12 protein-coding genes and 2 tRNA genes are annotated in these 13,600 nt (G+C 34.6%); 6 read left to right on the forward strand and 8 right to left on the reverse strand.

What is annotated here, in order from left to right:
- Window positions 1-4: 4 nt before the first annotated feature.
- Window positions 5-77, reverse strand: a tRNA-Lys gene (locus G9Q29_RS11080).
- A gap of 39 nt (window positions 78-116) precedes the next feature.
- A tRNA-Lys gene (locus tag G9Q29_RS11085) sits at window positions 117-189 on the reverse strand.
- Window positions 190-316: 127 nt separating this feature from the next.
- Here G9Q29_RS11085 and G9Q29_RS11090 point away from each other — a divergent pair.
- Window positions 317-835 carry a shikimate kinase gene (locus tag G9Q29_RS11090; RefSeq protein WP_166137195.1) on the forward strand — a complete coding sequence of 173 codons (519 nt, stop codon included), beginning with the start codon at window positions 317-319 and terminating at the stop codon, window positions 833-835.
- Here G9Q29_RS11090 and G9Q29_RS11095 read toward each other — a convergent pair.
- Window positions 827-1,327: a phosphoribosyltransferase domain-containing protein gene (locus tag G9Q29_RS11095; protein ID WP_166137198.1), complete on the reverse strand. Its 501-nt coding sequence runs from the start codon at window positions 1,325-1,327 to the stop codon at window positions 827-829. The genes G9Q29_RS11090 and G9Q29_RS11095 overlap by 9 nt on opposite strands.
- 69 nt (window positions 1,328-1,396) lie before the next feature.
- Window positions 1,397-1,786, reverse strand: a complete 390-nt coding sequence (locus G9Q29_RS11100; RefSeq protein WP_166137201.1) for an RNA-binding S4 domain-containing protein — start codon at window positions 1,784-1,786, stop codon at window positions 1,397-1,399.
- Between the two features lie 80 nt (window positions 1,787-1,866).
- Between G9Q29_RS11100 and G9Q29_RS11105 the strand changes: the two genes are divergently transcribed.
- Window positions 1,867-2,859: an FKBP-type peptidyl-prolyl cis-trans isomerase gene (locus tag G9Q29_RS11105; protein WP_166137204.1), complete on the forward strand. Its 993-nt coding sequence runs from the start codon at window positions 1,867-1,869 to the stop codon at window positions 2,857-2,859.
- A gap of 70 nt (window positions 2,860-2,929) precedes the next feature.
- On the opposite strand, the gene G9Q29_RS11110 is transcribed toward G9Q29_RS11105, so the two are convergent.
- Entirely contained in the window at window positions 2,930-3,883 is a 954-nt protein-coding gene (locus G9Q29_RS11110; protein WP_166137207.1) for a transketolase family protein, read from the reverse strand.
- 103 nt (window positions 3,884-3,986) lie between these two features.
- Window positions 3,987-4,841 carry a transketolase gene (locus G9Q29_RS11115; RefSeq protein WP_166137210.1) on the reverse strand — a complete coding sequence of 285 codons (855 nt, stop codon included), beginning with the start codon at window positions 4,839-4,841 and terminating at the stop codon, window positions 3,987-3,989.
- 151 nt (window positions 4,842-4,992) lie between these two features.
- Here G9Q29_RS11115 and G9Q29_RS11120 point away from each other — a divergent pair, with 151 nt between their 5' ends.
- Together G9Q29_RS11120 and G9Q29_RS11125 are read left to right on the forward strand one after the other, a co-directional pair.
- Window positions 4,993-5,568 carry a Crp/Fnr family transcriptional regulator gene (locus tag G9Q29_RS11120; protein WP_166137213.1) on the forward strand — a complete coding sequence of 192 codons (576 nt, stop codon included), beginning with the start codon at window positions 4,993-4,995 and terminating at the stop codon, window positions 5,566-5,568.
- 218 nt (window positions 5,569-5,786) lie between these two features.
- Window positions 5,787-6,881: an alkene reductase gene (locus G9Q29_RS11125; protein WP_166137216.1), complete on the forward strand. Its 1,095-nt coding sequence runs from the start codon at window positions 5,787-5,789 to the stop codon at window positions 6,879-6,881.
- A gap of 114 nt (window positions 6,882-6,995) precedes the next feature.
- Here G9Q29_RS11125 and G9Q29_RS11130 read toward each other — a convergent pair whose 3' ends face one another.
- The gene (locus G9Q29_RS11130; protein ID WP_166137218.1) at window positions 6,996-7,280 is read right to left on the reverse strand and encodes a rhodanese-like domain-containing protein; all 285 of its coding nucleotides are present in this window, start codon (window positions 7,278-7,280) and stop codon (window positions 6,996-6,998) included.
- A 356-nt stretch (window positions 7,281-7,636) separates the two neighbouring features.
- Between G9Q29_RS11130 and G9Q29_RS11135 the strand changes: the two genes are divergently transcribed.
- On the forward strand, window positions 7,637-8,014 hold the full coding sequence (locus G9Q29_RS11135) for a hypothetical protein (protein WP_166137221.1): 378 nt from the start codon (window positions 7,637-7,639) through the stop codon (window positions 8,012-8,014).
- A gap of 195 nt (window positions 8,015-8,209) precedes the next feature.
- Window positions 8,210-9,067, forward strand: coding sequence for an alpha/beta hydrolase (locus tag G9Q29_RS11140; protein WP_317164743.1), 858 nt, complete (start codon window positions 8,210-8,212; stop codon window positions 9,065-9,067).
- Between the two features lie 53 nt (window positions 9,068-9,120).
- Here G9Q29_RS11140 and G9Q29_RS11145 read toward each other — a convergent pair whose 3' ends face one another.
- Entirely contained in the window at window positions 9,121-13,167 is a 4,047-nt protein-coding gene (locus G9Q29_RS11145) for a chemotaxis protein CheB (RefSeq protein ID WP_166137224.1), read from the reverse strand.
- Window positions 13,168-13,600: the final 433 nt, after the last annotated feature.

Genomic DNA, 13,600 nt, shown 5'->3' on the forward strand with positions numbered 1-13,600 from the left:
TTTGTGACCCGACTGGGGCTCGAACCCAGGACCCCATCATTAAAAGTGATGTGCTCTACCGACTGAGCTATCGAGTCATTGCTTTCAAGGAAATTATGTGTTGATCACTAAATTTGTGACCCGACTGGGGCTCGAACCCAGGACCCCATCATTAAAAGTGATGTGCTCTACCGACTGAGCTATCGAGTCATATTCTTTCCTTGAATGCGGGTGCAAATATAAGAACTAATTTCGGATTATTGCAAGCATTTTTATTATAAATTTGTCTTTTTTAAACAAAAAAACACAACACCTTAATTTGTAAGGTTTTATTAAGATGAAAAAAATCATATTATTAGGCTATATGGGCTGCGGGAAGTCTACTATTGCTAAAAAATTGTCAAAAAGTATTCAAGTCCCTTTTGTAGATTTAGATGAAATGATCGAAAAAAAGCTCAATTTATCTGTAAATGCTATTTTTGAAAAGCACGGAGAAATCTATTTTCGTAAAATAGAACACGAAGTTTTTGCCGATTTGATGCAATCAACAGAAGAAATGGTCATAGGTTTGGGCGGAGGAACGCCTTGTTATGCCAATAATCATGAATTTTTTAAAGGAGAAAACGTTTTTTCGATCTATTTGAAAGCTTCAATTGAGACTTTGTTTCAAAGATTGCATCAAAATAAAAGCAAACGACCACTTATAGCGAGTAAAAACGAAGAAGAAATGAGGGAATTTATAGCAAAACATTTGTTCGATAGAAGTTTTTACTATAATCAAGCACAGTATAAAATTGTGGTTGATGAGAAATCTATCGAACAAACGGTTTCTGAAGTTATTGCTCTATTAGCTTAAATAGGCGTAGTTGTCGCCGTTTTCGTCAAACACAACTTGTACATGCTCAAAAAGTGAGGTAGAAAGGGAGATACCTTTGAAATCGGCTTTTACAGGGTACTTTTTGTGATTTCGATCTACCAATACCGCTGTTTTGAATTTTTTCAGTGGTACATCAATAAAGTGTTTTACAGCATATATCAGTGTAGTGCCTGAATTGAGAACATCATCTACTAAAACTAGTCCTTTATTAGCGTATTGTTCTTGCGTTATCGAGGTCTCAATAGGCGACTGCGGATGTTGTTTGTTAATTTGTACCTCGCAAAGCGTAACCGTAAGTGGCGAAATAGTTTCTAGAACTGCTGCAATTTTTTTAGCAAATGTAAAACCGTTGCTTGCAATGCCAGCAATCACAATTTCTTGCTCATCAACAAAGGTTTCGTAGATTTGATAGGCAATTCGTTTTATTTTATGTTCTATTTCTTGATTGTTCAAGATGATATTTTTGCTCATTATATAAAGTTGTTGTTTTGCAGTATTATGTTGTAAAAATGATTTTTTTATTTGATGAGAAATTATGGTTTAATCCTCTTCTTCATCGGTGATTATCTCGTTCCCAAATTCATCAATGTCACGGCGGTCTTTTTTGGTTGGTCTTCCAGTTCCGTTTTTACGGTAATGTTCCTTGGATAATTTCAGCAATTCTAAATGCTGAAAAGCTTCGGCAGGCGTGTCGTTGCGGCGGTACATATCGACTAATTTCGCACCTATACGATTTTCAGGAATGTCAAGAACGGTTATGATTTGCGTTATTTGATCTTTTCTAAAGGTAATTTTATCGGTAGGGAAAACTTCCTTGGAGGCTTTGGCTACTTGGCCATTAACGGTAATATGGTTTTTTTTACAGGCCTCCGTTACCATGTTTCTGGTTTTATAATAACGAACACACCATAAATATTTATCTATTCTCATAATTTTTCTAAAATCAGCGTTAAATTGTTTACAAAAATCAATCAATATTGTATCTTGCGCACTTAAAAAATTTAGCTATAATGAACAAATTTAAGTATTATTTTATTTTATTAATTACAACAGTCTCTTTATTTTCATGTTCAAAAGATGAAGCGGCGGCATTGACACCACCACGAGAGTATGCTGCACAGTATAAGACTGAAAAAGCAGATATTGAGGAATACTTGACAACGTATTATATCGAAGATTTGAATCCTGATGTAGTTACTAAAATTAGTAAAATTCCTTCTGGTGGAACACAAAGATCCATTTTTAGTTATTTAAATAATGCCTCCTTTCCTAAATTATTGATGAAAGAGATAAGCTTTCACGATATAAAATATGAAGTATACTACATGGTATTGCGTGAAGGAGTAGGGCAAAGACCAACAAATACTGATGAGGTATTAGCTGCGTATAGCGGATCATATTTGTCTAGAAAAAAAGTGGCAGATGTAGAAACCTTGGAGGCTACTTTTTTTGAAGCTTCAAACACTCCTCAAAGTTTTTTTAATTTAACTACTACTATTTCGGGTTGGGGATTGACTTTTCCGGAATTTAAAACAGGAAATTATTCATCAAACCCTGATGGAACGATTTCGTATTCTGATTTCGGAGCCGGGATTTTGTTCTTGCCTTCAGGTTTAAGTTATTACTCACAAGGTCAAAATACTATTCCTGCTTATGCACCATTAATTTTTAGTATCAAATTGTTTGAAATTAATAGAACTGACAGCGATCTTGACGGTATTCCTAATTATTTAGAAGACTTAGATGGTGATGGTTATATGTACAATTATGCTAATACAACTAATTATCCTACTACTCCAGCAGATAATATTCGATATGCAGATGATACAGATAAAGACGGAATTCCAAATTTCCTAGATACTGATGATGATGGCGATGGTGTAAGTACACGAACTGAAATTACAGTTAACGGCAAGTTAATTCCTTTTGCTGACATTCCTAGTTGTGATGGTAATGTCACCAATCCAGCAAGAATAAAAAGGCATTTGGTTAAATGTAACTAGAAATTAAAAGGCATAAAAAAACCAGATTGCTAAGGCAGTCTGGTTTTTTTTATGGAATAAATCGAAAAGATTATTTTCTTTTCATTACTCTTTCTACTGCTTCGATAATGGCTTGATCGTTCAGTTTGTATTTCTCCATTAATTGTTCTGGAGTTCCTGATTCACCAAAGCTGTCATTTACCGCAACAAATTCTTGTGGAGCCGGACTGTTTAAAGCCAATACTCTAGAGATGCTTTCGCCAAGACCACCTAAAATATTGTGTTCTTCAGCAGTAACAATACATTTTGTTTTTGCTAAAGAATTCAAAATTGCTTCTTCGTCTAATGGCTTGATAGTGTGGATGTTGATTACCTCTGCAGAAATTCCTTTTTCTTCAAGAGCTTCAGCAGCTTGCAACGCTTCCCAAACCAAATGTCCTGTAGCCACAATAGTCACATCAGATCCTTCAGTTAAGGTGATTGCTTTACCAATTACGAATGGTTCGTCAGCTGGCATAAAGTTAGGCACAACCGGACGACCAAAACGCAAATAAGCTGGTCCGTTATGATCTGCAAGTGCTAATGTTGCTGCTTTGGTCTGGTTGTAATCACAAGTGTTAATTACGGTCATTCCAGGTAGCATTTTCATCAATCCGATATCTTCAAGGATTTGGTGTGTAGCACCGTCTTCTCCTAAAGTCAATCCAGCGTGTGAGGCGCAAATTTTTACATTTTTCTCAGAGTAAGCTACTGATTGACGAATTTGATCGTACACTCTTCCTGTAGAAAAGTTAGCAAAAGTTCCAGTAAAAGGAATTTTTCCTCCTACGGTTAATCCTGCTGCAATTCCGATCATGTTCGCCTCTGCGATTCCAATTTGGAAAAAACGCTCTGGATGGTTTTTCTTAAAATCGTCAAATTTTAAAGAACCAATTAAATCGGCACAAAGCGCCACCACATTTTCGTTTTTTTGACCTAGTTCAGTCATTCCCGCTCCAAAACCTGAGCGCGTATCTTTACTTCCTGTATTTGTATATTTTTTCATTATCGCTTTTTAAAATTGAAAGATTAAAAAATTGAAAGATTAAAATTTCTGAACTATTTCGCCATTGCGTCGGACAGAAATTGGCACTCCATAATTTTAATACTTAATAATCTGAGTTATCTCCGGTAGTTTCGTTTTGACTCAATGCAGTAGCCAATTGATCGTTGTTAGGTGCTTTACCATGCCATGCATGACTGTACATCATAAAATCGACACCGTTACCCATTTCTGTGTGCAACAATACGCAAACTGGTTTTCCTTTTCCAGTTCTTGATTTAGCATCGTTCATACCGGCAATAATAGCCTCGATATCGTTTCCTTTTTCAATTTCTAAAACATCCCAATCAAAAGCTTCAAATTTAGCACGGATACTTCCCATAGCTAAAACTTCGTCAGTAGTTCCATCAATTTGTTTCCCGTTCAAATCGATTGTTGCAATTAAGTTATCTACTTTTTTAGCAGATGCGTACATGATGGCCTCCCAGTTTTGACCTTCTTGTAATTCACCATCGCCATGTAGTGTGTAGATGATGTGATTATCACCATTCAATTTTTTAGCTTGGGCAGCACCAATACCTACAGATAATCCTTGACCTAAAGAACCAGATGCAATACGAACACCAGGAAGATGGTCGTGTGTAGTTGGGTGACCTTGTAATCTAGAGTTGATCAAACGGAAAGTAGCTAATTCAGCAACTGGAAAATAACCGCTTCGTGCCAATACACTGTACAATACAGGTGAAATATGACCATTAGAAAGAAAGAAAAGATCTTCACCTATTCCGTCCATTTCAAAACCTTCTTTGCGATCCATAATGTTTTGGTACAATACTACAAGAAATTCAGCACAACCTAATGAACCACCTGGGTGTCCTGAGTTGACTGCGTGTACCATGCGAAGAATATCTCTTCTAACTTGGATTGTTAAATCCTTTAATTGTTGTGTGTTTGGTTTCATTTGTGTGTTAAATTAGACTCCGCAAATATAATCAGATAATTTGATTAATATAAGGTTCCATTTTTAGATTTATCATTAGTTATCAAGGTTAAATTGTTATTAGTTGTAAATGCTACGCTACTGTTTTTACAGTATTTTGTAACTTGCAAACATGTTTGATCAATTGTTTAAAAGTATTCAAGAAAAGGTAGCTTTGAGTGAAGCAGAGCGCGAGTTGTGTAAAACTTATTTTGTGCCTAAGAAGGTGTTAAAAAAAGAAATGTTACAAGTTTCTGGCGGACTTTGCCAGTATAATATTTTTGTTGAAAAAGGAGTACTTCGATCTTTTTATGTCGATGAAAAAGGCAATGAACATACGATTCAATTTGCAGTCGAAGGCTGGTGGATTACTGATTTAGCTAGTTTTTTGACCCAAAGCACTTCTATTTACACGATTCAGGCGCTTGAGGATTCAGAGGTATTATTACTAACTTCAGCCACTCGTGAGGCTTTAATGGAGCAAGTGCCTTTATTTGAAAGATACCAGCGTTTGCTTTTGCAAAATGCCTACGTTGCCAATCAAGAGCGCATTAACAGTGTGCTGACTGCTACAGTAGAGGAGAAATACGTTCAATTGCTTCATCGTTATCCAAATATTGTTCAAAGAGTTCCGCAACACATGATAGCTTCTTATTTGGGTTGTACTCCGGCTACACTTAGTAGGGTTCGGAGAAAAATTAGCAGTTAAATTTTTTTATTTCAAACACGTTTCTTGTCCTAGGTCAACGAAATGAGTTTGGTTTCTGCTTTACCTTTGTACCATAAAGAAAGGAGATAGAACTTGTATCTGAACTGACTTGCATCAAGAAAATAATGTGTGTCTGTTTATTTTCTTCTCTTACTGACCGTTTTACAGCATAATTTGAATTTATGTAGTTGCGGTTTTAATTATCTAAAAAAAATCAAATGAGTAAATCAATTTTATTTCAGCCTTACACTTTAGGAAACAGTGTTTTAAAAAATCGAATGGTGATGGCGCCTATGACTCGCAGCCGTTCTAATAATGAAGGAAACGTTCCTACAGCACTTACAGCAGAATATTATGCACAAAGAGCAACAGCAGGTTTAATAGTTTCTGAAGGAACTTTTGTAAGCACGAAAGCAGTAGGTTTTATTAATGTACCAGGAATTTATAGTGAAGCGCAAACAGAAGGGTGGAAGCTGGTTACCAAAGCGGTACACGAAAAAGGCGGGACTATTTTTGCACAATTGTGGCATACAGGTCGCATGTCGCACCCTGATTTGCACAACGGCGAATTGCCTCATGCACCATCGGCATTGAATCCTTTTGCGCAAGCGTATACTAAAGATGGTTTTCAAGATACCGTAGTGCCAAAAGAAATGACAATCGAAGATATCAAACAAACTGTTTTAGATTTCAAAAATGGAGCGAAAAATGCAATTGCTGCAGGATTTGATGGTGTTGAATTGCATGCTGCTAATGGCTATTTGTTGCAACAATTTTTTAACGGTTATTCTAATCATCGTACCGATGCATACGGCGGATCTATTGAAAACAAATCAAAAATCCTTTTTGAGATTTTAGATGCTTTAAAAGAAGTTATCGATTATTCAAAAGTGGGAGTACGTTTGAATCCATCCTTGCATAATGCGCAAGGGATGATGTTGGATGAAGAAACAATTCCGACCTACGAATATATTGTTAACAAACTGAACGATTACGGATTAGCGTATGTTCACTTAACGGAACCTTTTACAGATGTTTCTGAAGTGCCTTTTGCAGTAACTCAAGTAGCCAAACATTTCAGACCATTGTACAAAGGAACTTTGATTATTAACAAAGGTTTCAATAAGGAAACAGGAATGAAAGTGTTAGAAGATGGTGATGCTGATTTGGTAGCTTATGGCGTTCCTTTTATTGCAAATCCTGATTTGGTAGCACGATATGAAACGGATGCGCCTTTGAACACACCTGATCCAACTACATTTTACACCGATACTGTAAAAGGATATACCGATTATCCAGCTTTGAATGACTAAGTCTTTTGATTATTGAAAAAATTGATTTAGACGAATCAATAAAATGCAAAAGCCCGCAAGTAGCGGGCTTTTACATTTTATTATTTCAATTGAAAATAATCATCATTTTAAATATTACTCAGCTTGTGCTTGCATAAAATTAACATCCAGCCAAGAACCTCCGTTATAACATTCAATTCCCTGAGCAGTGAGGAATACTTGTGCTTGACCGCTTCTGTTTCCAGAGGCACAAAATAAAATTAAAGGTGTTCTGAGTTCTTGAATTTCCTGTATTCTGTGTGGTATTTCTTGAATCGGGATATTTAAAGATCCTGCAACATGACCTCCAGTAAATTCTGCATAAGAGCGCACGTCAATTAAGGTTCCTCTTTCTTCTTTAATAATTTGGGCTATTTCCATTGGGATTATTTTTGTTTTGAATCTAGATTTTAATGGTACAAAAATAAAGCTTTATAGGTAACATTTTATTCAAACAGAAAAGTAGTGTTTATTCTTTTGTATGTTCAACTTAATTTAATGCTCCTGTTGCTAATTTTCTGGTGAATTTTGTTTAAGCTTTTGTGTGTTCATTGTAAGTTTCTGATCAATTTTAAATTAGTTTGTATAAACCTATGAAACGCACAAATACTATTTAGAGAGCATAAGACTTTGTTAAATACAACTTTATTAAAAATAGATAGGCTACCTTTATTAGAATACTAATAGTCAGTAAAATATAGCTGGTACAAAAGGTGTTATAACTTAAACAAACAATCATGTCACAGAACAGCAAAAAGCAGTTTGGAGTGTGGATGGATTCCCATCACGCTACCATTGTAGGAAGAGAAAATGTAGATTCCGGAGATTTTTTAGTACTAGGTCATGAAACCGTTGAGGCACAAGGTTACAATACCAGTGAAAATGCCGCTAATAATGCTGAGAGAGATCAGCTGCGAAAACTTTTTAAGAATATTACTGCTCACATGCAAAACGTAGATGAATTACACGTAACAGGAACAGGAACTGCTCAGGAGCAATTCATAAATTTTTTGAGTGAAACACCTCAGTACAAAAATGTAGTAGCTACAGAAAGTACTTCGAATAAAATGTCAGATCAAAGTTTAGTTGAATATGTGACAGCGCAATTTAATTAATCTAAATACCTCTTATTTGATTATTATTTGTTAATCAAAAGCGTCATTAAAAACGGTTGGTATCCTTGATATGGACCGTTTTTTTTGGGTTTTAAATCTACCAAAACTAAAAATGACTCTGAATCGAAAGGCCTATTTTAGAGACTTGCTAATGTCTATGAATTTTATAAATAGTATATTCGTAAAAAAAAATACATGATGCGTTTGTTTAAAATCTCTACTGTTTTAATATCGGTTTTTCTGATAACGAGTTGTGCCTCCAAAAAGACTACTAATATCGTTTACCAACCAACTACGGTTGAAAACGCAAGCACAGCGCCCAAGCTAAATATTTTTGTTCCTCGAAAAGTAAATCAAGCAGGTGCCAAAGTTTTGATTTTTGTTCATGGTGGAAATTGGAATAGCGGGCGTAAGGAAACTTATAATTTACTAGGTCGTAATTTTGCTAAAAGAGGAATTATTACCGTTATACCAGATTATAGCTTGAGTCCTGCGGTAAATTATGATGTCATGGCACAGCAAATTGCAACTGTAATTGAGTGGACTAAAAAGAATATTGGTCAATACAACGGTAATGCGAACCAAATTTTTGTAACTGGACATTCAGCAGGCGGACATCTCGGTGCCTTGGCGGTTATGAATCCTAAATATGGAGTACAACCTGCGAGTGTTGCCGGAATTATTTTAAACGATGCGGCTGGACTCGATATGAAAAACTATCTCGAGAAATTTCCTCCTACTAATCAAGATGATTATTTAGCAACTTGGACTGCAAATCCTGAACAATGGAAAGTAGCTTCGCCAATTTACTATGTTAATGCCCAAACACCGCCATTTTTATTGTATGTTGGTACAAAAACCTATCCCTCCATTATTGAGGGAACCCAACGTTTTGAAAAGGCTATCAAAGTTTTTCAGCCTGAGGTACAAACCATTCGTTTGAGGAAAAAGCATGTTCCTATGGTGGTACAATATTTTAAACCTTGGAGCGCCAGATTTGAAGAAATGATTAGTTTTATGGAAGAAAATTCAAAAGAGCGTTCATCAAAATAGTTTGATATACCCTCTTTAAATAGTATTAATTCATTTGACAAGTAAATGTCTTTTTAAGCCATCCATTTCCCAAGTGTTTCAATTAATTTTTCTTTGGTAATGGGTTTTGGTATGTAATCTACAAATCCGATTTCAAGGCATTTATCCTTGTCTCCAGACATTGCATTGGCGGTTTGTGCAATTACTTTGGCTTCAGGTTTAATGTCAAGTAACATTCGGGTAGCTTGATAACCATCCAAAAGAGGCATTCTAATATCCATTAAAACAATGGCAATATTGCTTTCTTTTTTGAAAATAGTTACTGCTTCTAGTCCGTTTTTAGCCCAGAGTACTTGTAGCGGAAACTCTTGAAGAATCGCTTTTAAATATAGTTGGTTGTTAATTTCATCCTCTACAACTAATATTTTTTTACCCTCAAAAATCGGGATTATGGAATCGAGGTTGGTGTTTTTTGCCTTGGAATTACTTTTTATAGGACGGTATGGAATTTCGAAAGCAAAAGTACTTCCTTTGCCAAATTGAGATGTAACCACGATTTTTCCTCCTAATAAATGAACAATTCCTTTTGAAATGGTAAGACCCAAACCAGTCCCGTCATACTTTATTTTGGTGTCATGTTCTACTTGCTGAAAACGTTCAAAAATAAGGTCTAATTGATCTTGCGACATTCCAATTCCTGTATCTACTACAGTAAATATAATGGAATGATCATTTATTTGGTAACCAAATTCAATACTTCCTTCATTAGTAAATTTGAGTGCGTTTCCAATCAAATTGGTAAGTACTTGTTTTAATCGAGCACTATCAGTAGTGATTATTAATTCTTGGTTAGGGTTAAAAACTTTTTTAATTAACCTAATGTCATTTTTTTCTTTTTGATGCTGAATATTATTAAAAGTGATTTCTAGTTCATTAAAAATTTTATTGATGTCACAATTTTCTAATTCTATTTTTAATTCACCTGCTTCGATTTTTGCTACATCAATTATATCGTTTATTAAGTTTAGTAATTGGTTCGAACAACTTTCAACAATAGAAACGTATTGATTTTTGGTTTCTTGATCTAAATCTTCACTGCCTAATAAAGAGGCGAAACCAACTAAGCCGTTAATTGGTGTTCGTATTTCGTGGCTCATATTGGCAAGAAACTGGTTTTTATAAATATTTGCAGTTTCTGCATTTTGAAGTGCGCTAAAAAGTTCTAACTCAATTTGTTTTTTGATGTTTATGTCAACTACAATACCTGACATAATGGTTTCATGATTATTTTTTAATACAATTTTCCCAATATCTTGAAACCATTGGTAATCACCATTATGATTTTTGATCCGGTATTGGCAGTCGTAACTTTGCGTTTTACCTGCCAAATGATTTTGAAAAGCTTGAACAGTTTTAGCATAATCATCGGGATGGATAAGTGCTAGTAAATCATCGTGATTTTTAACATCATTAGGATTTAAACCAAGCATTTCAACCCATGATTTAGAAAAAAATAATCCATTTGGTGTTGATTTCAATTCCCACCAAGCCATGTTTCCGGCTACCAAAGCTGTTTCTAAACGAGCTTCAATTGCATTGAGTTCTGATTTTACTTTTTTCAAGTTGTTAATATCGACGAAGGTGATCACCACACCATCAATTTTTTTATCAGAGGTTATAAAAGGACTAATTCGTTTTAAATACCAGTTGCCTTTTAGATCTCTTACTTCTTTTTCAACATTGGTTAAATTATCTAATGCTGCCTTCGCATCTGTAAGAATTGATTTTTGAATGGCAGTATCAAACTCAGATGCAAAACTCATAACTGATCTACCAATATCGCTTTCTTCTAAATGAAATAAACGTTTTACCGCAGGTGTAAATTTTCTAATATTGAGTTGATTGTCAAGAAAAAGAGTGCCAATATCAGTGCTGTTTAACAAATTATTGATATCGTTGTTTAAGTTTTCGAGTTCTTTGTTTTTCTCTTGAAATTCAGAGTTAACCGTGTATAATTCTTCGTTTACGGATTGTAATTCTTCGTTTGAACTTTGTAATTCTTCATTTGAGGACATCAATTCTTCATTAGAACTTTGTAACTCCTCATTACTCGTTTCTAGCTCTTCAACAACGTTTTGCAATTGGGCTCTGTTCTCTTTCAAATCAAGCTCCAAGTCTTCAATGCGTTGTTTTGAAAAATTGGAGACATCTTCATTAGACAATACAATCTTTTCTTCAGATTGATTATTAGCACCCATATCAAATTGCACCATATATACATTGTCTGTTGTATCGGTGCTGTTGACAGATTCAAAATACAAATCGGTTGTTATTTTGTCTTCCTTAATGTCATATACCAAATTTTTAATACTCAATGAATTATTTGTTTCAATTACTCTTCTAATTCCGTTGCGAATGATAGTAGCCAGTTCAGGCTCTACCATTTGTAAAAGATTATTAGAAAATAGTCCATCTGTTTGACGAAACCATTTTTTAAATTCTCCTAAAATGAATTGAACATTAAATTCTTTATCAACAAATACAGTAACTGGCGAATGTTTTTTGCTGAGGTATTTGTAATAAAAAAGTTCGTTTTGCTTTTTACTTGTCACAATTTGATTGTTTTGGCTTACCAAATATTGAGCAGTTCCTGCGCTAATATTGTATAAATTTTCATCACCGTTATCCTCACGGGTGAGTCTTTTATTCTCGAACATACTCTGGAAAATTTTATTTTTTTGGTCGTGAACCGCAAATAAATTACTTAAGGTTCCTAGTGATTCACTGCTGCCAAGGAATAAAAAAGCATCTTTATTCAATGCAAATTGAAAACTAGATAAAACGGTTTTTTGTGTGGTTGTAGAAAAGTAAATGAGCAAATTTCGACATGAAATTAAATCTACTTTAATGAAGGGTGGATCTTTGATAACATCGTGATATGAGAAAACAATTTTTTCTCGAATGCGTTTTATAATTTGAATTTTTTCTCCTGTTTTTACAAAATAATCTTGTAAGTACTCCTTTTTAATTTCAGTACTGTTATTTACTGAATAGGACCCTATGCTGGCTCTCCGTAGGGCTTTGCGGTCTATGTCTGTTGCAAAAATTTTATAATCAATGGTGAGTTTGTTGGTTCTTATGTAGTCTTCAATCAATATGGCTATTGAATATACTTCTTCGCCACTAGAACAAGCGGGAATCCAAATTCGGATATTATTTTGGTGGTTTGTACGATTGCAAATTGCAGGGATAACGGATTTTTCTAAGATTTCAAAAGCTTCACGATCTCTAAAAAAGCAAGTGACACCTATTAAAAATTCTTGGTTAATTGCGGTTATTTCCTCGGTATTTGCTCGAAGAAACTTTAGGTACTCTTCAAATGAGCTTAGGTTATGTAAGTTCATTCGTCGTTCTAAGCGACGCAATAAGGTATTGACTTTGTATTTTTTAAAATTTACTCCGGTGTGTTTGTAAATAACAGAGAGTATTTCTTGAAAAACGGTTTCGTTTTTTTCATAAATATCTTCTTGAATAGAACCAATTTTATTGCTTTGGGTAAATTGAACTACTTTTTGCGCTAATTCATGAGGTGGCAAAATAAAATCAGCGAGATTAGTTAGAATGGCCGAATTAGGCATTCCGTCAAATTGTGCAGATCCGGGTTCTTGCACTAATATGATTCCGCCAGCTTCTTTGATCGTTTTAATGCCGCGCGAACCGTCTGATCCCGTACCAGATAAAATAACACCTATTGCTTTCTCTCGATAGGATTCACCCAGCATATGAAAAAGAATTTCAATGGGTAAATTCAAATGGTTTTTAGGAGCTTTGTCAAGCAGGATGAATTTATTATTTTCAATTCCAATATTTTTATTTCGTTGATTTAGGTAAATGCAGTTGGGTTTAATTTCTTGACCATCTTCGGCAGTGTAAATGTTTAAACCAGTATGTTTAGCCAACAACTCAGGCATTAAACTTTTAAAATCTGGAGACAAATGCTGAATGATAATATAGGCTACATTATCGCTTTGTGGTATGTTGTCAAAAAAATGCTGAACAGCATCTAATCCTCCTGCAGATGCTCCTACACCTACGATATAAAAATCGTTTTCTTGCTTCATAAATTCAAGTTATCCAATGGAATATTTAATAAATATTGTTTTGTTCAGTTGTTTATTATAGATATGTATAATAGCGTTACAACACAAAACTATTTCCAAATTTACTATTAATTGTTTAATATTTTACTTTGCAGTTTTTATTTTGTTAAAATTGCGTTTTTAAAAAATTGTTTACGGTTTATTTTGTGGTATTAAATCGCAATTAGCTTGTAATTGGATTTTTTGTTTTACTGTAAATAATTTTGCAGAGTTAGTATAATTACTATTCAAATTAGGTTGTGCAAGACAGTTTTTTTGCGCGAGGGATAGCAGTGGAAATCCTTTTTTAGAGAACAGCGACTAGCTGTGCACTAAAAAAGATTGCAACGAATAGCCCGACCCCAAATGTAACGCTAGTGAAATGGGGTCGCGCCCAAAGAAATAAGGTGTTTGA

Origin of the sequence: Flavobacterium turcicum (assembly GCF_011365745.1) — a bacterium.
Lineage (GTDB): Bacteria > Bacteroidota > Bacteroidia > Flavobacteriales > Flavobacteriaceae > Flavobacterium > Flavobacterium turcicum.